Here is a 25,725-nt window from a genome sequence, read left to right on the forward strand (position 1 = left end):
GCGCCGTTTGAAGCGCGTGCGGTTCATCTTCAGTGTTCGTTCCAGCCGCTTGTCGCTCACTCACCCAGCATAGCTACCCACTTTCGCAGGAGGTCTAATGTCGATCACCTGCAGGTCATTTCAACCGCCCGGTGCAACAACCTGATCGAACAATCTCATCGGCCTACAAGACGTCAGGAACGGAGCCAATTAGGCTTCCGGCAGATCAGGCGGGCGCAATGCTTTCTCGATCTACACGCCAGAATCGCCAATCTCCTTGATGCTACCCGCTCCACCTCGCCCGCCAACTGCCGCCGACACGAGTTGACCCTCACCCTGAAAAACTGGAGAGCCGTCGTACAGCAGGGCAGCAACCCACGCAGGCAGCGCGAAGCGGCACCATGCAAACGTCCATGGTAGGTACACCCTGGAAAGCGGGGCTCAGCGCTCAAAGTGGCAGCTTGAGCATCACTCCCTTTACAGGGGCGAGCGTCGGCACCAATACTTACGACGCCACCAGTCTGGCCAACGCGCTTGTCGGCGCTGGAGTCACGGTCAGCAACGCCACGCTCAAGGGCGCACGTCAGGCCGCCGGTATCTTCGCGGGCGGTCAGCCTTCGGTCGGCTTTCCAACGGGTGTCGTGCTGAGTACAGGCCTGGCGAACAGTTTGATAGGCCCCAACAACGTCGTGGTCAGTGATGGTCAAGCAGCGGATGTCCTCAATATGGCGGGCGACAACGACCTCTTTCAACTTGCCAAAACTGCAGCGACCGCCACTGCTACACCCCAACCTACCCAAGCGAAAGACGCATCGATTCTGGAATTCGACTTTGTTCCTCAGGGTGATCTGGTGTACTTCAACTACGTGTTCGCTTCAGAGGAATACAACGATTGGATCGGAACCCAATTTAACGATGCCTTCGGATTTTTTATCAACGGCCGGAACTGCGCCTTGATTCCCAATCCACAAAACAGTGCGCTGCCCAAAGTCCCCGTCACCGTCAACACGGTTAACCTGACCAAGAACACGGCCCTCTTCCGGAACAACACCGTTGCTGGACCATTGCAAAATGAGACGCAGGCGGACGGCCTCACCACCATCCTGACGTGTGCCGTGACCGCTAATCCTGGCGTCACCAACCATGCCAAACTGGCAATCGCCGACAGCTCTGACGCTTTCGTGAACTCCTGGGTCATGATTCAGGCCGGAAGCTTCTCGACCACCAATGCCAACGCGCCAGTCCTGACCTTGCCAGCAGATCAGGTCATCGAAGTGACAGTGACTTCGCCGAGCATGAGCGTGCCCTACACCGTGACGGCCAGTGACGTGCAGGACGGCAACCTGACCAGCAAAGTCGTTTGCACCCCGCCCAGCCCCGTGACAGTGAACGTCGATCAGACCGTTACGGTGAACTGCGCTGTGAGTGACAGCGGGGGCCTGAAGGCTCAGGGAAGCTTCAAGATCAAGGTCGTGGATACGACGCCGCCCGTGCTTATCCTTCCTGCATCTCAGATCTTGAATGCGACAAGTCCTTCAGGTTCGATGGCCACGTACACCGCCACGGCAACGGACCTCGGGCAGAACGTTCCTGTCCAGTGCACGCCCGCGTCAGGGAGTGTCTTTGCGCTGGGCGTCACAACGGTCAGCTGCAGCGCCACCGACACCCATAACCTCACCAGCACCGGCACCTTTACCGTCACCGTCGGCTTCCAGTCGCTGGGGGGATTCTTCAAGGATGGTCAGAACGACAACAAGAAAGCGGGCAGTACCTGGCCGATGAAAGTCTTGCCGCCGACGTATGCCAGCGGTCAGGTGGCCAGCACCCTGGCTTCAGGTCTGACTCTGACGCTCAACGGGCAAGCCACGCCAAGCACCTGGACCTGGAATGGCCAGTTCTATCAGGCGAACCTGAAGACGACCGGGATGGCTGCGGGCAGTTATCAGGTCAACGTCTCTTATCAGGGGGTCGTGATTGCCAGCGACGTTCTGACGTTGAGATAAGGCTTCAACAGCAGTGAAGAAGCGCCCCCGCACCGGCCTGAGCCGAGCGGGGGCGCTTCTTGCAGACTGTTGGCATTTAGCGCGATCCGCCCGTGACATTCGGTGTGAGTATGTGGTCATGGGACATCGGCGGCTTCAGCGGCGAGATCCCGACGGTGGAGCTGTATCTGCGTTCCGTGGCGTTCGGTACCTTCAGCCCGATCATGCAGTACCACAGTGAGTGGAATGGCGCAGTGGAAAACCGCGACCGTACCCCCTGGAATATCGCCGAACGGCACCAGGATGCGCGCGCCCTCGACGTGTACCGACGCTACGCTCGGCTACGCATGGCGCTCCTGGACTACCTCCATGACGAGGCCCGCGAGATGAGTGCCGCAGGAATACCGATGATGCGCTACCCCCACCTGGTACACCCAGAAGCGGCAGAATTTCTCCAACAGGATGAGGAAGCCTACCTCTTCACCCGGGATCTACTGGTCTGCCCCATCGTCGAGAAAGGCGCGCTGGCCCGAGAGGTTCGTCTCCCACCCGGTCTCTGGGTGGACGCCTGGACCGGGGAGACCTTTGAAGGCAACAGAGTGGTTTTAATGCCCGCACCACTGGAACAACTGCCGCTGTTTATTCGTGCTAACAGTCCGAAGCGAGAGATGTTGCTCGCCGCCTTTGCCCTCTTCTGAAGAGGGTGGAATGCTGTCTGCAATGGGCAGTTGACAGACACCATTAAGGAGGGTCGCTCGAACGTCAATTCGAGCGACCCTCCTTAACACTGGTTGAGGGAACCCGACTGGGAACTGGACAGGTTATGTAGCTTTAACTTGACCTGCGGCAGAGGGAGGGTAGGGGTGGCCTGAGTCTCAGGCCACCCCTGCTGCAACCGCAGACCACGTCTGGAAGGCTTGTTTCTGATTGCTTCTTCTGATCGTGGCGGAAACGCTAGTGCGGGGATGATGGTGGGGATTGGTGTCTTGGGCAGAGCAGCGCCGATGAGGATGCTTGCCCGCTGATCTGGGCGTGCAACCTCAGGAGTTCTTGAGCGCGTTTCCGTCGTCTGAACCCCTGCTGACTGCGCTCTTGTCGTCGTGTGGATCGATGTTCCTGTCTTGGGCAGAACGGCACCCTCGTCGTGAACGGACGCCCATGAGGACGCCACTCCTCCCGTATGGGGCCTGCCCGCTTCTTTGCCAGAGAGACCACACGCTGAGATAGGTGTTTATCAAGCTGTGGCGCGCCGAATACCCACTCAACACGCTGTGCCGGGTCCTGGAAGTCTCCACGAGCGCGTATTACAGCTGGCAACGAAGGCCCCTGGCCGATCACCAAATCCAGGATGCGCTGCTCGAGCAGCGCATCCGTGAGCTTCACCAGGCTAGCAAGGGGCGGTATGGAACGCCTCGCCTCCAGGCTGATCTTCGTGCCGAGGGTCAGCGGGTGTCCAGGAAGCGGATCTCCCGCCTCATGCGCCGCAATGGCCTGCGGGCAAAAGGACCACGCCGATTCGTCCGGACCACCGACAGCGACCACCTGCTCGCGGTCTGCCCCAACCTGTTGAACCGAGAATTCGATGTCCAGAACGCAAATACCGTCTGGGCGTCCGACCTGACGTTCATCCCGACCAAAGAGGGCTGGTTGTATCTGGCGGTCACTCTCGACTTGCATTCACGGGCAGTGGTCGGCCATGCCATGGACAGCCAGATGCCAGCCACCCTGCCTCTCGCCGCCCTTCAGATGGCGGTGTCCGCACGGACACCGCCATCTGGACTGCTCCACCACAGCGACCGTGGAAGCGGGCAGGCGTCCTCATGGGCGTCCGTTCTGCCCAAGAAGCCAATACGTCAGTAAGGTGTTTCAGGCAGAATTGGCCCGCATCGGCGCTCGGGGCAGCATGAGCCGTAAGGAAAATTGCTGGGACAACAGCGTGCTGGAAAGCTTTTTCAGCTCCCTGAAACGAGAACTTCTCGACGGCGCTCCTTTTGAAAGCCGGGCAGTGGCCCGTCAGGCGATCTTCGAGTCCACCCTCGGTGTTTTACAACCGGCGGCGACGCCACTCCACGCTGGCCTACTTGACACCCCTGGAGTTCGAGCGCCAAGCTCAGGTAGCTTAACCAGACGTGCGCAAAACCGACCCAGGCTCACTCGCGGTTAAGTTGCCAGAACCGTCTATATTGGTATAGGCCCCAACGTTTCTGCGCTGTACTCGCTTTCACCTGGACTGGCGACCAGCAGTTGGCCCAAGCTCCATCAGAACAACAAGAATACTGGACGCCCACAGAAAGTCGCTGCTTCGCAGAAGGTCTGTCTGTCTGCCACCTCGCCCTGCCCTTCGCTGCCGACCTCGCCCGCAAGTATGACAGCGCCGTGACGCTGCTCTACATCGTGCCACCACAGGTGATCGTTGCAGAGGGCATCTACGCTTCCGATTACCCGGCAGAACACCAACGGCTGCTGCAGGAAGGCGCGCACTTCCTCGAACACGCGCTGAAGGCGCTCAACTATGAAAAGACCCAGGTGGTGCGCTTTGAGCGGGAAGACCTGAAAACCGAGCAGGCGATCGTGCACGAGCTGGAACGGACCGGCGCGGACTTGCTGGTCATGAGCACGCATGGTCGCAGTGGTCTGGCCCACCTCTTCCTGGGCAGCGTCGCGGAATCGGTGCTGCGTCAGGTGAAGATTCCGGTGCTGCTGATCCAGGCTCCTGCGGCGATAGCCCCCCGGCTGAGCACTGACCACCAGCCTGTCTATCAGGACGCCACCCTATAACGACCCTTCCGATCCCCGGGTCCCGGCTCGCTGGGATGAGCGAATCCAGGCTCTCTCGTCACATCTGCGCCGCACAGTTCACTTCATGGGGGCTCAATGATGGGATACGGGAATGGAATGAGGGTACGGCCAGAACTGGAAACCCTTCAACACAGTGCTCAGGAGAACCGAGCTCTTTTGCCCCATGCACGGGCACGGTTCGGCTCAGTGAGCGTATGACACTGCCGCTTACGCCGGAAGGGAACCTCTTTGTCCGCGTCGGCGAGGAGGGGCTGCGGCGGGTGCTGTGGGCTTTTTACGCCAGGGCGACAGCCGATGACCTGCTCGGCCCGGTCTTTACCCGGAGGATGGGTCCATTTCCACGCGCGGGCTGGCCGGTGCACATCACCCGGTTGGAGGGCTTCTGGCGGGCGGTGACCGGGGGCCGAGTACCTACCGGGGGCAGCCGGGAGCGGCACACATGGGCCTGGGCATCGCACCGGAGCATTTCAACCGGTGGTTGGCGCTGTGGGAGGAGACCCTCCGTGAGCAGTTGGAGCCGCCCGAAGCCGAGGCCTTGCTTACCCTGGCCCGACGAATGCGCCCCAACCTGGAGCGCTTTACCCATCCTTCCCGAGAGAACACTTCCCCGGAGGACTATCCATGACCCCCTCCAAGAGCGTCCAGCAGCACACTGAGCAGGACGGAGCAGATGGGATTGACCCTGATTGAATATCGCCCTATATTAAAGAAATCAAGGCGGCCTTCGGGTCGCCTTCTTTACGTTTAAGAAGCAGTCGGCGAGCGTCTCCCCACCAGTTTCGATTCCTCTCGTCCAAGATCACTCCGAGATTGACGAATTAGCGGGAAAAGGGATTTCGTTGCGGCCACCGGCCCGGTTTGGCTCGACCGTAGCAGTTCAGTTTAGCTCAGATGATTTTGCACAACATCACCGGTTTTACTTGACCAGAGCAGTTCAGAGGTGATAAGTTGAGTTAATTCATAAGGTAAGTCAAGTAAGGGGGAAGAGATGACCTCATCCAAAGGAGACCCCAGTAGCCTCCGAGTACACAACCGCCGTACCATCCTTAATCACATCCGCCAGCAAGGACCGATCAGTCGCACCCAGCTTGTCGAACTCACTGGCTTGAGCTCCGCTTCCGTGACCGGAATTACCAGCGAGCTGATCGACGACCGCCTCCTTACCGAAAAAAGCATCGGCGAAGCTGGTTTGCTTGGAGGACGGCGCCCAATCTATCTGGACATCGACTGGGACGTCCACTATGCCGTCGGAATCAAACTCCGCGAAGACCGCATCGAAGCGGTGCTGACCGACCTCTCCACTCGGGTCCTCGCGCACCTCTCGGAGAATCTGGTGGGACAGGCGCCTGAGCAGGTGGTTTCGCAGATCAAAGACATCTGTAAGAAGCTTTACCGTCGGGCGAAAATCAAGAAGCAGGAGGTCATAGGGATCGGCATCTGCCTTTCCGGGGTCATCGACGCTAGAAACGGCACCGCCGTGAGTGCTTACCTGCTGGGTTGGCATGGCGTCCCTATGTCCGACATGGTCACGCGCGCGACGGGTTTACCCACCTGGATCGACAACGACCTCAACGCCTTCGCCGCAGCCGAGCGACTCTTCGGGCATGGCAAACATGCCCGGAACTTCATTGTCATTGCCATCGGCCGCGGTGTGGGGGCAGCCTTTATCGCAAACGGTGAAATCGTGCGGGGCCGTGATGGCGGTGCCGGAGAATTTGGGCATAACCTCATCGTTCCGGGCGGACGGGTGTGTGGGTGCGGACGGCGCGGGTGTTTGGAAGCTTATACCGCGGAAGGAGCGATCTTAGCTCAGTTTGTCGAGCGGTTTCCAGAGCGGGCAGGAATCTCCGTGAGTAAACTGGTGGCCCTCGCAGATGACGGGCACGAGGGTGCGCGTGGGCTGCTGCAGGAGACCGGCGAGCTTATTGGGCTCCACCTCTCGTACCTGGTGAATGCTTTCAATCCGGAGCTGATTGTGACTGGAGGCGAAGGCAGCCGTCTTGGACGCTGGTTTTTTGATTCTCTCCGCAGGTCCCTGCATGAAGCTGCCTTTGACGGCCTCGCGACTGAACTGCCGATTATTGTGGTTCCCTGGCAGAATGATGACTTCACCCCGTGGGCGCAGGGCGCGGCAAGCCTCGCGGTGCAGAGCGCCTTTGAAACCGGGGCCATTCTGAAAATGCCAGTCGGGACTGACGTTTCCTGACAGCTTAAGTGAAGGCGGCGCGGAAGGAACGTTCCTTCCGCGCCGCTTTATTGCCCTGAGAGAGCAGCATGTTGAGGTCATGGCGGCCGGTAGGTTGATTTACAAGGTGAGGCTTGACGGATCATAGGCACAGTGTTAATCTCTGGTTACTTCACAACATAAGGGAACCAACGAGACGCCTTTACCTTACCGTCAGAAGTTGAGCAAGACCGAAACTGCCGTCCCGGAGCACTCTTCTGCCTGTGTGACTGCCAGAGCGAACGCTACTCACAAACCATTGATCCCGGTACTCACCTATTTTAAGGAGCTGACCATGCACAAGAACATTCGTTTTACGGCACTCACGGCCCTGCTTGTCCTCATTACCGTCGCCGGAGCCCAGAGCAAGAAGGTCGTCTTTCTGTCCGGCCAGAACGAAGACGTCGGCTATACCCGTATCATCAGCGAGCTGGCCCGCGATTACCAGAAGCAGCATCCGAATGTCAGCTACGAGTATCAGAACAACACCACCGATATGACACAGAAGCTGCAACTACTGGCAGGCAGCAACAACTTGCCCACCCTCTACTCCATTGGCGAGCCGAGCCTGCTGCAGCAGCTCTACGCCAAGGGTGAAATCGTGGATCTGGAGCAGACCTTCAAGAAGCTCGGCATCTACAATCAGCTCAACCCCGTGGCCGTCGACATCAACAAGAAGCTCGAGGGTGGCAAGCTGCTGGGCCTACCGCTCGAACTGAATATCGAGGGCGTCTGGTACAACAAAAAGGTCTTTGCGGACAACGGCATTAGAGAGCCGAAGACCTGGGACGAGATGCTCTCGGCTGCGGAGAAATTCAAGCAAAAAGGTATCCAGCCCTTCTCGGCTTCCGGTGATCAGGGTTGGCCCCTCACCCGGTTGCTCGGTGGATACGCTGAGCGCTATTACGGTGCAGACGCCATGGACCGTGTGAAAGCGGGCACGCTTAAGCTCACCGACCCTGGCTTCGTGCAGGCTGCTGCGACTGTGCAGGACATGGGCAAGAAAGGCTACTTCGGCCAGGGAGTCAACACCGTCGATTACGACACGGCCGTGGACGCCTTCCTGCAGGGCAAGGCGGCCATGTTCTACATGGGCAGCTGGGAACTGCGCAACTTCAATGACCCTAAGCGCAACCAGATCGGCGCGGGCAACATCGGTTTCTTCAACCTGCCGGCCGTGAAAGGCGGGAAGGGGACGATGAGCGACTGGTCGATCAACACCGGTCTGGTCGTGGCGATGAACCAGAAGCAGAACGACGCAGCGCTGGGTGAATGGATGAAGTACGTCTTTTCCAACTACGGCACGCGCTCCATGAGTGAGCTCGGGGCCCTGACTGGTTTCAAGGTCAGTAAGATGCCCGCGACTGTTCCGGCCTTGACAACCATGACTCAGCGCAAGCTCAATTCGGCCAAGAAGGGTTACCTGTGGTTCGAAGGCTACTTCAGCCCTAAGGCCACGTCGCTGTCACAGAAGAACGTGCAGCTGCTGGTGACTGGCGATATGACGCCTGAGGACTTTCTCGGTCAGTTGCAGAACGGCAAGTAAGGTCAGTACAAGCTGCCAGGAATCCAGCCTCGGATTCCTGGCAGCTTACGTCTTGAGTCGTCTGGGCGGTTCATAAACGTTACTGATCCGGGTTGACTTGACTGACTCTGCTGCCTACACTTTAGTTAACTCATTAAGTAAGCAAACACGGAGAGCACCAAGTCCTGACAGTCCTTGCAGCGCGCGCCAGCATCACACCGAAAAGGAGCATCCATGAACAAAGTTCTCAGTGATTGGCGAGCCATAGCAGTCTTTGTCGGCCCCGCCCTGCTGCTCTACACCTGCATCGTTCTGATCCCCATTTTCTGGTCGCTCGGTCTGACCGCCTATGAAGGCTCGCCCATTACTGGATTCCGTCTCGTCGGTGCTGAGAACTTCATCCGCCTGATTCACGACGCCACCTTCTTCAAAGCCCTGTGGTTCGGCACCCGCTACGCCCTCTTCGTCAGCGCCGGGCAGGTCATCTTTGGGCTGTTGCTCGCCCTGATGTACGCGTTCTACCTCAAGAAGACCAGTGCGCTCGTCCGGACCCTGGTCTTCTTGCCGGTGGTGCTGCCCACCGTCGCCGTCGCGCAGATGGTCTCCAAACTCTTCGCCATCGTGCCGCAGTACGGCCTGATCAACAGCGCCCTGCACGCCGTGCACCTCGATTCGCTCGTCCAGGCCTGGCTGGGGCAGGGCAGCACCGCCTTCTGGATCATCGCGGCGATGGACATCTGGAAGGCCATGGGCTTCTACGCCATCCTGCTCTACACCGGCCTGGTCGAGATTCCCGAGGAAACCATTGAGGCCGCGCGCCTCGACGGCGCTCAGGGCTGGTCACTGGCCCGCTTCGTGGTGCTGCCGCTGCTGGCACCCATTACGGTGGCGTCACTGATTTTCAGCCTGAATGGCACCCTCAAGGTCTTCGATTCGATTATGGCCCTGACCGGCGGGGGTCCCGGCAACGCCACCACGCCCCTCACGCTGCTGTTTTACCGGACGTCGTTTACCTACAGCGAGTACGGCTACGGCAGCACTCTTGCCCTCACCCTGGCCCTGCAGTGCCTGATCGTTACGCTGCTGATCTTCTGGCGCGCCCGTAAGAGCGGCGCCTGAACGGAGGAATAAACCCATGCAACGCACCAGTCAGGCACAAGGCACCAACCCGGCCGCAGCCGGCCACCTTACGGCAACAACAAGCCATTCCCTGCAGTTCCTCCAAAGGCTCCCGATCACGCTGCTGGTGCTGCTGGTGGTGTTCATCGCGGTGTATCCGGTCGTGTGGATCTTCATGTCTTCCCTGAAAAGCAGCGTGGAGTTCAGCAGCAGCCCCATGTGGGCCCTGCCACACACCCTGGCCTGGGACAACTACGCCCGCGCCTGGACTGAAGGGCACATGAGCAAGTACTTCGTGAACAGCGTCCTGGCCGTCATTCCCTCGCTGGTACTGGTGATCACCCTGGGCGTGATGGCAGCTTTCGGCCTCGAGATCATGCGCTGGAAGCTCAGCAATCTTGCCTCGCTGGTCTTTCTGGTCGGCATCATGGTGCCGATCCAGATCGTGATCCTGCCGCTGTTCACCATGTACTTCAAAGCGCACTTGCTCGACACCCGTATCGCGCTCATTATCACCTACACCGCCTTCGGGCTGCCGCTGGTCGTGTTCTTCCTGGCCGGGTACTTCAAGACCTTTGCGCGGGAAATCATCGAAGCAGCCATCATGGACGGTGCCACCATCTATCAGGTCTTCTTCAAGATTGCCCTGCCAATGGTTATGAATGCCCTGGTGACGGTGGCGCTCGTGCAGTTCTTCTTCATGTGGAACGACCTGCTCATCTCGCTGACCTTCACGCAGGACCCAGACATGCGCACCATCCAGTCCGGCTTGCTAGCCTTCACCGGGCAGTACGGACAACGCGAATGGGGACCGACGTTTGCCTCCATCGGTCTGGCCGTCGCGCCCACGGTGCTGGTTTACCTGCTGCTCAACCAGATGGTGATGAAAGGAATGGCGGCCGGTGCCGTTAAAGGCTGAAGCGCCGCTGCATCTCCCTCACGTTTTACGACCTCTTGATGTTCACTCTGGAGCCCCACAGCATGACGACCTTGCCTGTAACACCTCTGCCACCGACCGTTCCTACGCTCCGTGTCACCGACCTGCACGCTGAAAGCCGTCCAGATGCCATCGGAATCACTGAAACCCGTCCCAGGCTCAGTTGGCGTACCGAAACCTGCACGCCAGCTTGGGCGCAGCACGCTTACCGCATCCAGGCATTCAGCCGCAATGGAGACGTGATGGGTGATACAGGCCGAATCGAGAGTGCTGAATCAGTCCTCGTGGCCTGGCCATTCGTACCACTACAAGCCAGGGAGCGGCGCAGCATCCGGCTCCAGGTGTGGGGCTCTGATGGACACACCAGTGAATTCAGCGAGGCCCTCGTTATCGAAGCTGGCCTGCTCAACCCGCAGGACTGGACGGCGCAGTTCATTACACCTGCCTGGGATGAAGACACGACCCAACCTCAACCCAGCCCCCTGCTCCGCCGAGAATTTCACGTCGCTTCCCGAGTGAAATGCGCGCGACTATACATCACTGCGCTTGGCGTGTACGAGCTTTACCTGAACGGCCAGAACGTGAGTCCGGATGTCTTGGCACCTGGATGGACCAGTTACCGCACCCGCCTTCGCTACCAGACGTACGATGTAACGGACCTGATCCAGGACGGCGCGAACGCCATCGGCGCGCTGCTCGGCGACGGGTGGTACCGGGGCCGTCTCGGCTTCGGCGGCGGAAAACGCAATATTTACGGCGACCGACTCGCCCTGCTCGCGCAACTTGAACTCGAATACGAGGATGGCCGCACGGAGCACGTGGTCAGCGACGAAAAGTGGCGTGCTACTACCGGCCCAGTCCTTGCCACCGACCTGTACGACGGTGAAACGTATGATGCCCGCCTGGAACAGTCAGCGTGGACAGCACCCCACTTCAACGATCAAACCTGGCGGCCAGTCCGCATCCTGACTGAAGACTTCACGCGCCTCACTGCGCCGGAAGGACCGCCCGTCCGGCGGACCGAACTGCTTGAGCCGAAAGCCATCTTCACTTCGCCCAGTGGCAAGACCCTGGTCGATTTCGGGCAAAACCTGGTTGGCTGGCTGCGCATCTCAGTGCAGGGCGAAGCTGGTCACACCGTTACCCTGCAGCATGCGGAAGTACTCGAGCACGGCGAACTCGGTACCCGGCCGCTGCGTTTCGCCGCTGCCACCGACCGCTACACCTTGAAAGGGGGGGGCATAGAGAACTGGGAGCCGCGCTTCACCTTCCACGGCTTCCGGTACGCCCAGATTGACAATTGGCCCGGTGAACTTCGTCCTGAAGACATCCGGGCGGTCGTCGTTCACTCTGACCTGGAGCGCACCGGCTGGTTCGAATGCAGCGATCCCCTCATCAACCAGCTGCACCAGAACGTGGTGTGGGGCATGCGCGGTAACTTCCTCGCCATTCCCACCGACTGTCCACAACGCGACGAGCGGCTCGGCTGGACCGGCGATATTCAAGTTTTCGCCCCCACGGCCAGCTTCCTCTACAACGTCAGAGGCTTTCTGAGTTCCTGGCTAAAGGATCTTGCCGCCGACCAGGAGGACACCGGAGCCGTTCCAGCGGTCATTCCGCACGTTCTGGCCGCACCCCTGCCTGCCGCTGCGTGGGGTGATGCCGCCACGGTTGTTCCCTGGGTGCTGTACCAGCGCTACGGCGACAAAGGCGTTCTCGAAGAGCAGTTCAGCAGTATGAAGGCCTGGGTGGACTACGTTCATAGCCGCACTGGACCGTCGCTGCTGTGGGATCAGGACTTTCAGTTCGGCGACTGGCTAGACCCCGCCGCGCCGCCCACCAACCCCGCTGACGGCCGGACCAATCCTAGTGTCGTCGCCACCGCGTACTTCGTGCGTTCCGCGGAACTGGTCGCAAACACCGCGTCGATTCTCGGAAGAAAAGACGACGCCACTCACTACCAACAACTTGCCAACGACGTCCGTGCTGCATTCGAAGCCGAGTACGTCACGGCAAACGGCCGGATCATCAGTGACTCCAGCACCGCGTACGCGCTTGCGGTGCAGTTCACGCTGCTGAGGGGCGAAAAACAACGCACGTATGCTGGGCGGCGGCTGCGCGCGCTGGTACGTGAGAACGGCTACCGCATCGGGACCGGCTTCGTCGGCACGCCCCTCATCTGCGACGCTCTTTGCAGCGTTGGCGAGTACGACGCAGCCTACCGGCTACTGACCCAGACGGAATGTCCCTCCTGGCTGTATCCCGTCACCATGGGCGCCACGACCATCTGGGAACGCTGGGACAGCATGCTCCCGGACGGCAGTATCAACCCTGGTGAGATGACCAGCTTCAACCACTACGCGCTGGGTGCCGTTGCGGACTGGCTGCACCGGACGGTTGCCGGCTTGGCACCTGGAGCTGGAGACGTCGGATACCGACGTCTCGACATTCATCCGGTCCCCGGTGGACGCCTCACTTCGGCCCGCGCCCAGCACATCACACCGTACGGCCTGGCGGAGTCTTCCTGGGAGATTCAGGAAGGTCAGTTTAAGCTGCATGTGGTGGTTCCACCCAATACCACGGCTGACGTGACCTTGCCAAGCGGCGAAGTCCACCACGTCGCGTCAGGAACATACAACTGGACCGTTCCGTACCAAGCCAGCGGAACAACAGGTCCGGTGACGCTCGAGAGTGACTTCGACACCCTCAGCAGCCACCCTGAGTTGTACCAGAACGTCATCCAGGCCGTCCAGGCCCATTCTGCCGATCATCTGGACGGGTTCAGGAAATCCCTGCAAAGTAGCCTCGCCGGAACGAGCATCCAGCGGGCAGTGTGGGGCATTCCACACCGTGAAGAACTCTTACAGAAACTCGAGCAGCTCCTTATGGAGCAGTCGGCATGAGGGAGATGCACCTGACCTGGGACGCTGACGTCTCGGTGGACGAGCAGGTGGAGGTGTTGCTCGTCCAGCTGAGCCTGCAGGACAAGATCAAACTGGTGAGTGGGCAATTCGTCCGTGACGAATCCGAAGCTGGTCCCGCTGGGTTGCCGCCGTTTCACCTGGCGGACGGTCCAGCTGGCTTGCGCCGGTCACCCGCCGGTCGCGACACCGGAACGGCAACGGCCCTGCCGGCCCCTATCGCGCTCGCCGCGACGTGGAGTGAGGACCTCGCCGCTCAGTACGGCGATGTGCTGGGAGCGGAGGCGGCTGCGGCTGGACACAACGTCCTCCTGGGCCCCGCGGTGGATATCGCCCGTGCACCGCAGGCTGGGCGGACCTTCGAGTCCTTCGGTGAAGAGCCCCTGCTGCACATGCGCCTGGTGGTGCCGGAAGTGCAGGCCATTCAGCGGCGCGGCGTCCAGGCGAGCCTCAAGCACTTCATCCTCAACAATCAGGAGCACGCCCGCAACAGCATCGACGTGCGCGCCTCGCAGCGGGCTCTGCGCGAAGTGTACCTTCCACCGTTCGAAGCGGCCGTGAATCTCGGTCACGTGGCGTCGATCATGGCGTCCTACAACCAAGCGGACGGGCAGTACCTCTGCGAGAACCCCGCACTGCTCACCGGCGTATTGCGCCACGACCTGGGGTTCCGTGGATGGGTGCTGAGTGACTTCGGCGCGAACCACAGCACGGCCCAGAGTGTGCACGCCGGGCTGGACTGGGAACTCACCTTCGCATCGAAATGGCGTGAACACTTGCTGGAAGCGGTACAGCATGGAGAGGTCAGCGAAGCGGCCCTGAACGAAATGGTTCGACGCATCCTGCGCCCGACCGTGGGGCTCCCACCTCCCGCCAGCGAGCGGCCCCTGAATGACCCAGTGAATGCGGAAACTGCGCTGCGCGTCGCCCAGCAAAGCATCGTGCTGCTAAAGAATGCTGGCGCGCTGTTGCCGCTCGACCGCCAAGTCATCAAACGTCTCGCAGTCATTGGTGCCGACGCAGATAACCTCAGTGCAGCCGGGGGCGGAAGTGCTCTGGTGCGTCCGGCCACCGAAGGAGGCGTCCTCCAAGCCTTACGGAACTTTCTAGGGAACACAGCCGAGGTGACCTTCGCCAGGGGCGTAGACCATGTCGGGGCGGGCGCGCTGCTGCCGGGTCTGCCACCCGTCCCGTCCAGTGTCATTCAAACGGCAGGTGACATGGGTTGGGCCGCCCAGTACTGGCCGAACGGCTCCTTTGAGGGAGCGCCCAGCGTCACTCGCACCGATGCACTCGTTGAACTGAACCGAGGGTTTTTTGACCTTCCCGGCTTTACCCCTGAGCCCACGTCGGCGCTCCCGCCGGGGTTCGGCCCGCATCTGTCCGCACGCTGGAATGGTACTTTCACTGTTCCCGCTACGGGACGCTACCGTTTCAGCCTCACCTGTGTCGGTGCCGGCCGCATGACGTTTGGCGGCGAAACGCTGATCGACGTGCCAAGTGCTCGGCCCCACGGCGGACTGTTGAGTGGCCGGGGAGACGGCATGACCTGGGACGGCACAGGAGCTCAGGTCTTTACCGTGGACCGACATTGCCTGGAAGGTGACCGGCATGAGGTCGTCGTCGAGTATGCCGCGAACCTGCCAGAGCAGAACTTCCTGTACAACGCCCAATTCCGCTTCGGCTGGTGTCCGCCGCTAGAGACCCTCACGCCGGAGATGCAGCGCGCCTGCGAGTTGGCTCGGAGCGCGGATGCCGTGGTGCTGGTCGCCCGGACCTTTGAGAGTGAAGCGATGGACCGGCCTGACCTCACCCTCCCGAACGATCAGGAGGCCCTGATCCGCGCGGTGGTAGGCGTCAATCCCCGAACGGTGGTTGTCCTGATGAATGGCGGACCCGTCGAAACGCAGCGGTGGGAGGGAAATGTGCCCGCGCTCCTCGAAGCCTGGTTCGGAGGACAGGCTCAGGGTGAGGCGGTGGTCAGCGTTCTGTTCGGGCAGGTGAATCCGTCCGGCAAGCTGCCGCTGACCTTCCCGCTCGATGTGGCGTCCACACCCCTGCAAAGCGGCCTGCAGTATCCCGGAGAAGCTGGCCAGGTGCAGTACAGCGAGGACGTGCACGTCGGTTACCGGGGGTACGCCGCGCTTGGCCTCACGCCGCACTACCCCTTCGGATTCGGACTGAGCTACGCCACCTTCAAGTACGAGAACCTGTCACTGGAACAGAACGAACAGCACTCCACAGCACCTCTGAGTGTGTCGTTCATGCTCAAGAACATCGGTGATACCGCTGGAATAGAAATTGCTCAGGTGTACCTGCAGCGCCCCGACTCACCCGCCTTGAAGCTGGTGGGATGGGAGCGGGCAGCGTTGAATGCGGGTGAGGAACGCCCTGTCCACCTCACGCTCGGTCCGACGTCTATCGAACGCCCCTTCTCTATCTGGAATGAGCGGTTGCACCAATGGGAAATTCAGGCTGGAACGTACACCCTGTCTGTGGGTCCTTCATCGGCGATACTTCCCTGTCGTCAATCGTTTCTTATCACTTCATCCGGTCACGTTGTGTTGAACGTTGCAAAAGTGCCGGGCTGATCCTCACCCTGCACAAAGGAAAAAATGACCAACAGCAAGATTGACCACGACCTGACCCCCACTTCCCAATCCGCGGCCATGCGCCGTACAGCCATCACCCCCGGCCAGCCCTGGGTAGACACCAGCGGCAATCTGATCCAGGCACACGGCGGGTCCATCCTGCACGTGGACGGGACCTTCTACTGGTACGGTGAGAACAAGGAGCACACCACGGGCGGCAGTGACGTGTGGCACTGGGGCGTGCGGTGCTACTCGTCTCAGGACCTGTACAACTGGGACGACTGCGGAGTGATTATTCCCCCCGTCCTTGACGACCCTACCTCGCCCCTGCACCCCGCCCAGAAGATGGACCGCCCGCACATCATCTTCAACCGGCGGACTGGGCAATACGTCTGCTGGCTCAAGGTGATGCACCCGGACGACACACAGAAGTCCACAGTGCTTGTCGCCGACGCGCTCTTCGGTCCGTACCATATTGTCCGCACCGATCTTCAGCCCCTTGGCATGAGCGCGGGTGACTTTGACCTGGTCGTGGACCCCATCGACGGCAAGGCGTACTACATCTTCGAACGGGTGCACAGCGAACTGATCATTGCGGACCTCACGGACGACTACACCAACGTGACCGGGTACTACTCCACGCACTTTCCGCACCCCCACCCGCCGTTCGTGCGTGAAGCGCCGGCGTATTTCCGGCGCGGGCATCTGCACTACTTACTGACGTCGGGCACCACCGGGTACTTCCCGAACCCATCGGAAGTGGCCGTCGCACCGTCCTACCATGGGCCCTGGAGAGTTCTGGGCGACCCACACCCGAACGACGAGACCCGCACGTCGTACCGTTCACAGATCTGCTCGGTATTCAAGCACCCACACAAGAAGGACCTTTACATCACTCTGGCCGACCGGTGGCTGGGTGAGCGGGAAGTCGATGCCCGGAAGGCCGCGTCGATGTTCGAAACAGCTTTCGCGAGCGGACGCCCCAGTGAGCACTTTGCCCGGTATGAGCAGGAGGACCCGGAGGTATTCGCCGCGCCGGACACGTCCCGCGCGGGGTACGTGTGGCTGCCTGTGCGGTTCGACGGGGAGATGGCGTACCTTGACTGGGAGGCCGAATGGCGGATCGAGGACTACGAGTAGGCTGGACGCTTGGACTGTCTTGGTTAGGTGCCGAGCAGACCGGAATGGGTCTTGGCAGCATTACGAGCCAGGGCACTCCGCTCCGATCAGCCTTAGACTGCTTAGCGGAGCGACGAGTTCAAAAGCGCGGACCGTCCACGACATGCGCACTGTTGCTGCTTACGCCGGGACGTTGAGGCAGCAGGGCTTGAGCTTGAGGGAAATCGCCAGCCACATCGAGGCCTACAGCTTCAAGACTCGGCAAAGCGGTCCCTGGAGTGCCGTGCAGGTCAAACGCATTCTGGATAGACAAAAACCTATCATCCTGAACTCGGTGCATGAATTTGACAATGGGTGAATACCCCGCTATATTTAAAAAATCAAGGCGGCCTTCGGGTCGCCTTCTTCCTTGATTCTGCGTGGGTTATTGGACTACGAAAGACCAGGGCTGTCCTCTGCCTTGCCTGCACACCGTGCTCTTGTGTTTGCACATTTTGATCATAGACAGGTTTGTCGCTGAGGCAGCAAGAACGGTGTGACCTCATCCGATATATGAGGAGAGGACACCAGTTTTTCCTTTCCCGGTCGGCTTTCGGACAAACTCGTAGACAATTTCAGATTGCCTGCATCTGATCATTTCTGCTCAAGTGAGCAGAAATGATTGACATTGCTCGAATATGAGCGCATAATCACGCTACAGATTTTGACAACGCACACGAATGCGCAGGATTGCGCCATTCAGGAGGCCGTATGCTCTACGCCACCCGTCTCAATTCGCTCAAGTCGCGACCTGAGCTTTCCTTCTCCCCTGGGCCCATCCAGACCCAGGATCTGCTGAAACGAGCGGCCCGAATTCGCGGGCTCAATTCTCTGAGCCTGAATTTTCCTGAGCATTTCACCCTTGCCAATGTGCAGGAAACCAGGCGAACCATCGAGGATCTGGGGCTGAGTGTCGATAGCCTGAATATCCGTTACCCTTCCGACACCTTCGGAGACGGCGGCTTTACCAATCCCTCCGCCCGTATCAGACAAGCGGCCATTGATCTCAGCTGCCAGGCCCTCGACGCCTGTGCCGCCCTGGGCGGCAACCACGTCATCGTCTGGCCGGGCTTCGACGGCTTCGATTATCCGTTTCAGGACAGCTATGAGCGCATGTTTGCGCATACGGTCGAGGGCTTTGCTCAGGTGGCCGCCCACAACCCGCAGATGCGGGTGGGCCTGGAGTACAAACCGTGGGAGCCGCGTAAATACTCGCTGGTGGGCAATATGGGCGAGGCTTTGCTGGTCGTCCAGGAAGTGGGGGCGGACAATCTGGGGGTGGTGCTGGACTACTGTCACGCGCAGATGGCCAACGAACATGCGCCCAAAGCAGCTGCTCTGGCGCTGCGCCATCAAAAGCTCTTCGGCGTTCACCTGAACGACGGCTACGGACGCCAGGATGACGGCCTGATGGTCGCGACCAGCAGCCTTATCACCACGCTGGAACTCTTGATGGTGCTTGAGCGCGGTCATTACCCAGGGACCATCTACTTCGATAGCTTCCCTGTCCGTGAAGATCCCGTTCTTGAATGCGAATGGAATATCCGCATCACCGAGCGGTTGATCGGCCTGGCCAGAGAAATCGCTGCCGACTCCAGCATCGGAACTGGCCACAATGGCTTTAACGTCACCCGTGTGATTGAGCGCCTGCTCTTCCCGGAGAAAGTTCATGGCTGACCCCCAGGTCCCTCAGGTGCTGTTTGCCGGCAGTATCCACCTTGACCGGATGATTCAGCTGCGTCAGCTGCCCCAACCGGGTGAGACTGTCATTGCCACCGGGAGCTGGAGTCAACTGGGCGGGAAGGCCGCCAACCAGGCGATGGCGGCCGCACAACATCCTCAGGTCCAGGCGGCCTTGATGGCCTGTGTGGGTGACGACGAAGATGGCCGTCGGGCACAGCACACCCTGGCCTCCCTCGGAGTCAGGATCTTCTTGCAGGTCGCGCCGCACCTGCCGACGGGGAGCAGTGTCGCCCTCCTTGACGCGTCAGGTGAGAACATCGGCGTTGTTCTTCCGGGAGCCAACACCGCCCTAAGCGACGTCTCCCTGACAGCAGTGTTGAAAGAGCTTCAACCTGAAGTCATGGTCTGTCAGTGGGAAACGCAACCGGAGACCCTCCGGGCACTGTTGGGTCAGGCCAGCGCGGCTGGAGTCACCACGCTGATGAACGCCGCGCCCTGGCAGGAGACGTTCCGTGATCTGTTACCGCTGGCCGACCATGTCGTTGTCAACGCGGTCGAGGCACAAGGCTGGACTGGAATTGACCCTCAAGCCAGGTTGGAGAGCTTGCCGTTTGGGCACCCGAGTGTGGTGGTGACACTGGGATCCGGTGGGGTCTTGCACTACCAGAGCGACAAACTCGTTCTCGATCTCCGTGCGCCGAAAGTTCAGGCCCGCTCAACCCACGGCGCAGGCGATCACTTTGTTGGCGTTCTGGCCGCTTCACTGGCCCAGGGCACCGGGCTCGCACAGGCCCTGCCGCATTCAGTCGCGTCGGCCGCCGAATTCGTTCAACTCCTTCACAAACATGCGCTGGCCCCTGTTCCCTGAGGTGCCAATGCCCATACCTCCCCCATCCGCACGTCGTCACTTCGCCCCAACTCAAGCCTCAGGAGGCCGCCCATGAAGTTCAAGACCATCACCTTTATCCTCACTGCCCTGCTTACCAGCGCCGCCGTCGCCCAGACCTTCTCGCCTGACACCGAGAAGAGCCGTATCGATTCCTCGCAACTGACGACCAAATTCGGTCCCATTCCCAAGGCCGCGGCGGGCATCAAGATCGGCGGGGTGATGAAGGCCCTCTCCAACGAGTACTGGCAACTGCTGCGCAGCGGTTACCTCAAGGGTGCTCAGAAGTACGGGGTGAGCGTGGACGCTCAGGCTCCCAGCAACGAAAGCGATCAGATCGGCCAGCTGAGCATGATGAACACCATGATCGGCAAAGGCTACAAAGCGCTGCTGGTCTCTCCTCAGAGTGACGTCAACCTGCTGCCGGGCATTGCGCGGGCCGGCAAAACCAGCTTGGTGATCAACGTCAACGACGCCGTGGCACCGACCGCCGCGCATTTCGTAGGAAACATCCAGTACGACAACGGGGTCAGCGTGGCCCAGTACCTGCTCAAGACCTTCCCCAAAGGTGGGCAGGTGGCCGTCATCGAAGGCCAGGCGGGCGTCTACGCCGCCAAGCAGCGCACCCTGGGCTTCAAAACGGAGCTGGCCAAGAATTCGGCTCTGAAGATCGTGGCCAGCGTTCCGGCGGACTGGGACCGCCAGAAGGCCTTCTCGACCGCGCGCGATCTGCTGCGCCGTTACCCCAACCTGACGGCCTTTTACTGCAACAACGACACGATGGCGCTGGGTGTGGTTGAGGCCGTCAAATCGGCCGGACGCCTTGGCAAGACGCTGGTCTTCGGCACCGACGGCATCAACGCCGCCTATGACAGCATCAAAAAAGGCGAACTGACCGGTACTGTGGACTCGTTTCCTGGTTTGACCGGCGAAGTGGCCGTCGAAGTGGCGGTACGCCTGATGGCTGGAGAGAAACTGCCCAAAGTCATTGCGACCCCTCAGGCTCTGGTGATGAAAGACACCGTCGCGAAATACGAGAAATTCAAGCAGTAACCGAAGATTGAGTGGGGCCGTGGTCGAAGTCCGGCCTGGCCCCACCTTGACCGCCGGTAGCCACCGTATTCACCAGAAGAAAGATTTGGAGGTTTGAAGTGGTTGAACTCCTAAGTGCGCAACAGATCAACAAGTCATTCAGTGGGGTACACGTCCTTCGGGACGTTCAGTTCTCGCTGAGGGCGGGTGAAGTGCATGCGCTGCTGGGCGAGAACGGTGCCGGCAAGAGTACCCTGCTGAAAACGCTGTTTGGCATCTATAAACCTGACAGCGGCACGTTGAGCGTCAACGGTCAGAGCGTCACGCTGAGCAGTCCGGGAGACGCCCAGGCGCAGGGCATTGCGATGATTCACCAGGAACTGGCCCTCATTCCGGAACTGACGGTGGCCCAGAACGTCCTGCTCGGGAACGAGGGCCGTGAGGTGCTGAACTACGCCCGGATGGAAGCCCGCGTTCAACCGTTCCTGGATCAGGTCGGCCTGATGGTGGCTCCTGGTACCCCCGTTAAACGCCTGACCATCGCGCAGCAGCAGATGGTCGAGATCGCCCGCGCGGTGGCCCGGCAAGCGCGCATCATCATCATGGACGAACCTACGTCCAGCCTGACCACCCACGAGATTGAACAGCTCTACCAGGTGGTGCGCGAACTGACCGCACGCGGCGTCGGGATCATCTACGTCAGTCACCACTTCGATGAGATCGAAGCGCTGGCCGACCGCGTCACGGTGTTGCGCGACGGAGCATATATCGGTACCGTCAACCAACGGGACGTCACTCAGGAGCAGCTGGTGAATATGATGGTCGGTCGTAACCTGGTTACGCAGACGGGTGACCACAACCGCCAGGTGGGCGAGGTTCGTCTGGACGTTCAGGAGTTGAGCCGCACTGGCGCATTTCAGGACATCACGTTCCGGGTTCATGCCGGTGAGGTGGTGACTCTGGCGGGCCTCATCGGCGCGGGCCGAACTGAAGTCCTCCGGGCGATCTACGGTGCAGATCCGTTTACCCAAGGAAAAATTCAGCTGGACGGCCAACGGATCACGCGCCCAACGCCCGCAACGATGATGCGCCTGGGTGTCGGCTTTATCGCCGAGGACCGCCGACACCAGGGCATCGTGCCGGACGCCAAAGTGAGCGTCAACATGATGCTGACTAGTTGGGCCAAAGGCAAGGTGGGGGTCCGCGAAGGCGAGATGCGCCAGCGGGTCGAGGAGCAGATTCAACAACTCGGCATCCGGCCAGCCAACGCCAACCAGATCATCCGGCGGCTATCCGGCGGCAACCAGCAAAAAGTCATCCTGGGCCGCTGGCTCTCCGCCGGTTGTCAACTACTTCTGATCGATGAACCGACCCGCGGCATCGATGTGGCCAGCAAGGCCGATATCTATGCCCTGATCGATGATCTTGCTCAGCAGGGCGTGGCCATCTTGATGGTGTCTTCCGAATTGCCGGAAGTACTGAGGCTCAGTGACCGAATTCTCGTCATGCGGGAGGGACACCTGGTCGGTGAACTGACCCGTGCTGAGGCCAGCGAAGAGCGCATTCTTGGGCTGGCCACTGGAGCGCAAACCGATGCAAACTATTCAGCAGTCGTCTAAACCTTCTGGCCGCGCGTCCGTGGTCGAACAGTTGCGGGAGGCCGGGATCCTGGCCATCCTGCTGCTCGGCGCCCTCATCTTCAGTTTCACCGTGCCCTCGTTCTTTTCTGTCGATAACGCCATCAGCGGCATCGGTCTGAGTGCCGCCATCAACACCATCGTGGCCATCGGCTTGACGTACGTCATCATCACCGGCGGCATTGACCTCAGCGTGGGTTCGACAGCAGCGCTCTCGGCGGTCATCGGTGCTGACCTGATGCAGCGTGGCCTGCCAGCGATTCTGGCAGTGCTGGCTGCCCTGGCCGTAGGTGCCGTGGCGGGCCTAGTCAATGGCCTGCTCGTCACCCGGGTGCAACTGGCCCCCTTCATCGTCACCCTCGGCACCATGACCTTCTACCGCGGCCTGGCCCTGTCCTACACCAACGGCCAACCGATCCTCTCCTTGCCGGACAACTTCAAGAACGTATTGGGCGGCAACATTGCCGGTTTTCCCATTCCACTGCTGGTCGCTTTGCTGCTGGTAGGTGCCTTTACCTTACTGCTCAAGTTTACCAAGACCGGACAGTACATCCTGGCGATCGGCGGAAACGCTGAGGCGGTGCGCCTGAGCGGCATCAATACCAGCCGCTACATTACCCTGACCTACGTTATTTCAGGGGTGCTGGCGGCCTTTGCTGCCCTGGTGCTGATTGCTCAACTGGGTGCCGCTGAACCGATCCTCGGCAGCGGTTGGGAGCTCAGTGCGATCGCCGCTTCGGTCGTGGGCGGCACCAGTCTTTCGGGCGGGAAAGGCAATGTGGTGGGTGCCTTGCTGGGCGCGCTCCTGCTCAGCATGCTGCAGAACGTGTTGACTTTGTTAGGAGTCCAGGCGTTCTATCAGCTGCTTGCAACCGGACTGATCATCATCGGGGCCATGGTCATCGACCGCTATACGCGCGGCAGCTGAGCTAAAACAGCGCTGGTGTCGAGGGTGTCCGTCAGAATATGACGGACATCCTCACCTTTTGGAGCCTATCCGGAAGATCTGGTCTACTGAAGCGCAATGACGACGACTCAACGCCATCAAAACCAGATCAATGACCAGAACACGCTGTGGGAGGTATCGGACGAACTCTGGATCCGTCTCGCTCCTGTCCTGGTGATCGACAAGCCCAGGAAAAAGAGTGGGCGTCCCACGCGGGACGCCCGCACCATCTTCAACGGGCTGATCTGGCTGGCCCGAACTGGGAGTCAGTGGAGTCAACTCCCCCGCCGCTACGCTCCGAAATCCACCGTCCACGAGCGCTTTAGTGCCTGGGTTGAGTACGACTGCTTACGCGCAGCGTGGGCCATCGTACTCGAAGAGTACGATCAAGAACTGGGCATCGACTGGGAATGGCAAGCCGCTGACGGGAGCATGGTCAAAGCCCCATTGGGGAAAAGGGGGGCGCTGGTGCGCCGCAAGCCACGGGCAGCAACCCCACCGACCGAGGCAAAGCCGGATGTAAGCGCACCCTGCTGACTGACGCCAAAGGCATTCCACTCTCGATGGTGCTGTGTGGAGCGAACCGCCATGACAGCAAAATGCTCATGGATGTCTTGGATGCCGTCGTGGTCGCTGTTCCTGCTCATATGGAGCAGGAACAGCGACATCTGCTGCTGGACCGTGGGTACGACACGCCCGCGTGTCGTCAGGTGGCTGTGGACGAAGGTCTGATCGCGCACATCCCGAAAAAAGCGACAGAAGAACAGCCGATTCCTCCTCCTGGCCATCCTGATCGCCACCCGGCAAGGCGGTGGGTGGTCGAAGTGGGCCACAGCTGGTTCAATCGATTTCGTCGCATCCAGACCCGTTGGGAGAAGCGTCAAGACCTGTATCTGGGGTTTGTCGAGTTGACTGCTTGCCTCATCATCTGGCGCAAACTTGCACCCGTCGCCCTACGCCGAAAACCTTCCGGATAGGATCTTAGACGAAGGCCACGTCAACGCCAACGTCTTTCAACCACTCCAACTTACGGCTTCCCCGGTCAGTGACCACCTTCTGTACGCAGTCCAGGGCACAGACCTGAGTCATGGCCCGCCAGCCAAATTTGGTGTGGTCAGCCAGCAGCATGGTTTTGTGACTGATATCGACGGCCAGCCGCTTAACCATGGCCTCCTCAACGGCGGCATTAGAAATGCCCCGCTCGTCGACGGCATGGGCGCCCATGATGAAGACGTCGGCCCGCAAGCTTCGCAGCTGCTCTTCGGTCCAGGGGCCCGTAATGCTGAAGCTATTGCTGCGGACCCGGCCGCCGAGCAGCAGCACTTCGGTGGCCCCGACTGCCAGGGCCTGGGCGGCCGGCAGATCCAAGGTGATGGCCGTCAGGGGGCGACCGGCCAGGCGGTGGGCCACTTCAAGGATGGTGGTTCCCGCATCGAAAATCACCGTCGATCCATCCTGAATCTGGGTCGCGGCGTACTCGGCGATCGCTATCTTCTCAGCCTGCATCCTGGCAGACTTGGCAGCGAACGCAGGCTCCTGAGTGAGGCTGCGGTGAATACGTATGGCACCGCCGTGTGTTCGGGCCAGCAACCCTCTTTCAGACAGTTCCTGAAGGTCACGCCGGATAGTGGCTCCGGAGACCCCGACTTTCTCTGCAAGCTCTTGAGTCAAGAGTGTTTCGTGCGCGTCAATCAGATCAAGGATGCGCGTTTGCCGATCAAGTGGGAGCATATGATCAAATTATAGACGAATATGATCATGAAGTAGCTTGGCTGCGAACGTCGGGGCAGCAGAAGCGGCTGAGTTCCGCGTGGAGGTCCTTGCGGCAAAAGCTAGGATATCGGTCAGGAGGCCATGGCGCCTGGCTCGCGCAGCCGGGCGATGTCTTTCGAAGGCGTAGTCCCGAACAGCCGGCTGTATTCCCTGGAGAACTGTAACGCGCTTGCGTACCCCACCTGCCGGCTCGCCGCGCCCGCATCCATCGAGGTGGACGCCAGCAGTCGGCGCGCCTCCTGAAGCCGCAGCACCTTCTGATACTGTACCGGACTCATCCCGGTGACCTCCTTGAAGTGCGCATGCAAAGTGGAGACGCCCATGTGCACCTTCTCAGCCAGAGACTCGACGTTCATCGGCTCGTCAAAGTGCTTGCGGACCCACTCGACCGCCTGCGCCACGCGTTCCACGCTCGACTCCGCATTGCCCAGCTGGGTTCTGGCAAGTTGTTGGCGTAGGGTGAGGCCGTGCTGACCGACCAGAAGCTTCCAGGGTACCGATTCCCGCTTTCGGTCATCGGCCATGCCGTCTGG

19 protein-coding genes and 2 pseudogenes are annotated in these 25,725 nt (G+C 60.3%); 19 read left to right on the plus strand and 2 right to left on the minus strand.

Annotated features, from left to right (window positions below):
- Nucleotides 1–380 precede the first annotated feature (380 nt).
- From GUI70_RS20365 to GUI70_RS20455, 19 genes and pseudogenes are all read left to right on the plus strand, one after another.
- Nucleotides 381–1,982 (plus strand): choice-of-anchor L domain-containing protein, encoded by a 1,602-nt coding sequence (locus tag GUI70_RS20365; protein WP_237725075.1) that lies wholly within the window; start codon nucleotides 381–383, stop codon nucleotides 1,980–1,982.
- Nucleotides 1,983–2,092: 110 nt separating this feature from the next.
- Complete coding sequence (locus tag GUI70_RS20370) at nucleotides 2,093–2,659, plus strand: glycoside hydrolase family 31 family protein (protein WP_161884134.1); 567 nt, start codon at nucleotides 2,093–2,095, stop codon at nucleotides 2,657–2,659.
- A gap of 496 nt (nucleotides 2,660–3,155) precedes the next feature.
- A pseudogene (locus GUI70_RS20375) lies at nucleotides 3,156–4,084 on the plus strand (IS3 family transposase); the annotation flags it as partial.
- A 121-nt stretch (nucleotides 4,085–4,205) separates the two neighbouring features.
- Nucleotides 4,206–4,739 (plus strand): universal stress protein, encoded by a 534-nt coding sequence (locus tag GUI70_RS20380; protein WP_161884135.1) that lies wholly within the window; start codon nucleotides 4,206–4,208, stop codon nucleotides 4,737–4,739.
- 460 nt (nucleotides 4,740–5,199) lie between these two features.
- A complete protein-coding gene (locus tag GUI70_RS24615; RefSeq protein WP_237725077.1) occupies nucleotides 5,200–5,385 on the plus strand; it encodes a globin family protein in 186 nt (61 codons plus the stop codon).
- 363 nt (nucleotides 5,386–5,748) lie between these two features.
- A complete protein-coding gene (locus tag GUI70_RS20390) occupies nucleotides 5,749–6,966 on the plus strand; it encodes an ROK family protein (protein WP_161884136.1) in 1,218 nt (405 codons plus the stop codon).
- A gap of 199 nt (nucleotides 6,967–7,165) precedes the next feature.
- On the plus strand, nucleotides 7,166–8,530 hold the full coding sequence (locus GUI70_RS20395; RefSeq protein WP_161884137.1) for an ABC transporter substrate-binding protein: 1,365 nt from the start codon (nucleotides 7,166–7,168) through the stop codon (nucleotides 8,528–8,530).
- Nucleotides 8,531–8,743: 213 nt separating this feature from the next.
- A complete protein-coding gene (locus GUI70_RS20400; protein WP_161884138.1) occupies nucleotides 8,744–9,628 on the plus strand; it encodes a carbohydrate ABC transporter permease in 885 nt (294 codons plus the stop codon).
- A 16-nt stretch (nucleotides 9,629–9,644) separates the two neighbouring features.
- The gene (locus GUI70_RS20405) at nucleotides 9,645–10,547 is read left to right on the plus strand and encodes a carbohydrate ABC transporter permease (protein WP_161884139.1); all 903 of its coding nucleotides are present in this window, start codon (nucleotides 9,645–9,647) and stop codon (nucleotides 10,545–10,547) included.
- Between the two features lie 62 nt (nucleotides 10,548–10,609).
- Complete coding sequence (locus GUI70_RS20410; protein ID WP_161884140.1) at nucleotides 10,610–13,468, plus strand: glycoside hydrolase family 78 protein; 2,859 nt, start codon at nucleotides 10,610–10,612, stop codon at nucleotides 13,466–13,468.
- A gap of 5 nt (nucleotides 13,469–13,473) precedes the next feature.
- Entirely contained in the window at nucleotides 13,474–16,077 is a 2,604-nt protein-coding gene (locus GUI70_RS20415; protein ID WP_237725078.1) for a glycoside hydrolase family 3 protein, read from the plus strand.
- A 78-nt stretch (nucleotides 16,078–16,155) separates the two neighbouring features.
- Nucleotides 16,156–17,217 carry a family 43 glycosylhydrolase gene (locus GUI70_RS20420; RefSeq protein WP_161884142.1) on the plus strand — a complete coding sequence of 354 codons (1,062 nt, stop codon included), beginning with the start codon at nucleotides 16,156–16,158 and terminating at the stop codon, nucleotides 17,215–17,217.
- A gap of 142 nt (nucleotides 17,218–17,359) precedes the next feature.
- Nucleotides 17,360–17,554, plus strand: a complete 195-nt coding sequence (locus GUI70_RS20425; protein ID WP_161884143.1) for a recombinase family protein — start codon at nucleotides 17,360–17,362, stop codon at nucleotides 17,552–17,554.
- 392 nt (nucleotides 17,555–17,946) lie between these two features.
- Nucleotides 17,947–18,912 (plus strand): sugar phosphate isomerase/epimerase family protein, encoded by a 966-nt coding sequence (locus GUI70_RS20430; protein WP_161884144.1) that lies wholly within the window; start codon nucleotides 17,947–17,949, stop codon nucleotides 18,910–18,912.
- A complete protein-coding gene (locus GUI70_RS20435; protein ID WP_161884145.1) occupies nucleotides 18,905–19,786 on the plus strand; it encodes a PfkB family carbohydrate kinase in 882 nt (293 codons plus the stop codon). The genes GUI70_RS20430 and GUI70_RS20435 overlap by 8 nt, the downstream gene beginning before the upstream one ends.
- Nucleotides 19,787–19,858: 72 nt before the next feature.
- The gene (locus tag GUI70_RS20440; RefSeq protein ID WP_161884146.1) at nucleotides 19,859–20,857 is read left to right on the plus strand and encodes a sugar ABC transporter substrate-binding protein; all 999 of its coding nucleotides are present in this window, start codon (nucleotides 19,859–19,861) and stop codon (nucleotides 20,855–20,857) included.
- A gap of 98 nt (nucleotides 20,858–20,955) precedes the next feature.
- Nucleotides 20,956–22,455: a sugar ABC transporter ATP-binding protein gene (locus GUI70_RS20445; RefSeq protein WP_161884147.1), complete on the plus strand. Its 1,500-nt coding sequence runs from the start codon at nucleotides 20,956–20,958 to the stop codon at nucleotides 22,453–22,455.
- Nucleotides 22,430–23,401, plus strand: coding sequence for an ABC transporter permease (locus tag GUI70_RS20450; protein WP_161884148.1), 972 nt, complete (start codon nucleotides 22,430–22,432; stop codon nucleotides 23,399–23,401). The genes GUI70_RS20445 and GUI70_RS20450 overlap by 26 nt, the downstream gene beginning before the upstream one ends.
- Before the next feature lie 96 nt (nucleotides 23,402–23,497).
- Nucleotides 23,498–24,396: pseudogene (locus GUI70_RS20455) on the plus strand (IS5 family transposase).
- A gap of 4 nt (nucleotides 24,397–24,400) precedes the next feature.
- Here GUI70_RS20455 and GUI70_RS20460 read toward each other — a convergent pair.
- Entirely contained in the window at nucleotides 24,401–25,150 is a 750-nt protein-coding gene (locus GUI70_RS20460; RefSeq protein ID WP_161884149.1) for a DeoR/GlpR family DNA-binding transcription regulator, read from the minus strand.
- Between the two features lie 113 nt (nucleotides 25,151–25,263).
- On the minus strand, nucleotides 25,264–25,725 hold a 462-nt coding region (locus GUI70_RS20465; protein WP_161884150.1), incomplete at its 5' end, for a helix-turn-helix domain-containing protein.

The sequence above is a fragment of the Deinococcus alpinitundrae genome, from assembly GCF_009982895.1.
Lineage (GTDB): Bacteria > Deinococcota > Deinococci > Deinococcales > Deinococcaceae > Deinococcus > Deinococcus alpinitundrae.

What these genes read in the sequence shown, in the direction of transcription:
- GUI70_RS20365 (WP_237725075.1), top strand. Translation starts at nt 381, where the DNA reads ATGCAAACGTCCATGGTAGGTACACCCTGGAAAGCGGGGCTCAGCGCT.
- GUI70_RS20370 (WP_161884134.1), top strand. Translation starts at nt 2,093, where the DNA reads ATGTGGTCATGGGACATCGGCGGCTTCAGCGGCGAGATCCCGACGGTG.
- GUI70_RS24615 (WP_237725077.1), top strand. Translation starts at nt 5,200, where the DNA reads ATGGGCCTGGGCATCGCACCGGAGCATTTCAACCGGTGGTTGGCGCTG.
- GUI70_RS20390 (WP_161884136.1), top strand. Translation starts at nt 5,749, where the DNA reads ATGACCTCATCCAAAGGAGACCCCAGTAGCCTCCGAGTACACAACCGC.
- GUI70_RS20400 (WP_161884138.1), top strand. Translation starts at nt 8,744, where the DNA reads ATGAACAAAGTTCTCAGTGATTGGCGAGCCATAGCAGTCTTTGTCGGC.
- GUI70_RS20405 (WP_161884139.1), top strand. Translation starts at nt 9,645, where the DNA reads ATGCAACGCACCAGTCAGGCACAAGGCACCAACCCGGCCGCAGCCGGC.
- GUI70_RS20410 (WP_161884140.1), top strand. Translation starts at nt 10,610, where the DNA reads ATGACGACCTTGCCTGTAACACCTCTGCCACCGACCGTTCCTACGCTC.
- GUI70_RS20415 (WP_237725078.1), top strand. Translation starts at nt 13,474, where the DNA reads ATGCACCTGACCTGGGACGCTGACGTCTCGGTGGACGAGCAGGTGGAG.
- GUI70_RS20420 (WP_161884142.1), top strand. Translation starts at nt 16,156, where the DNA reads ATGCGCCGTACAGCCATCACCCCCGGCCAGCCCTGGGTAGACACCAGC.
- GUI70_RS20425 (WP_161884143.1), top strand. Translation starts at nt 17,360, where the DNA reads ATGCGCACTGTTGCTGCTTACGCCGGGACGTTGAGGCAGCAGGGCTTG.
- GUI70_RS20430 (WP_161884144.1), top strand. Translation starts at nt 17,947, where the DNA reads ATGCTCTACGCCACCCGTCTCAATTCGCTCAAGTCGCGACCTGAGCTT.
- GUI70_RS20435 (WP_161884145.1), top strand. Translation starts at nt 18,905, where the DNA reads ATGGCTGACCCCCAGGTCCCTCAGGTGCTGTTTGCCGGCAGTATCCAC.
- GUI70_RS20440 (WP_161884146.1), top strand. Translation starts at nt 19,859, where the DNA reads ATGAAGTTCAAGACCATCACCTTTATCCTCACTGCCCTGCTTACCAGC.
- GUI70_RS20450 (WP_161884148.1), top strand. Translation starts at nt 22,430, where the DNA reads ATGCAAACTATTCAGCAGTCGTCTAAACCTTCTGGCCGCGCGTCCGTG.
- GUI70_RS20460 (WP_161884149.1), bottom strand. Translation starts at nt 25,150, where the DNA reads ATGCTCCCACTTGATCGGCAAACGCGCATCCTTGATCTGATTGACGCG.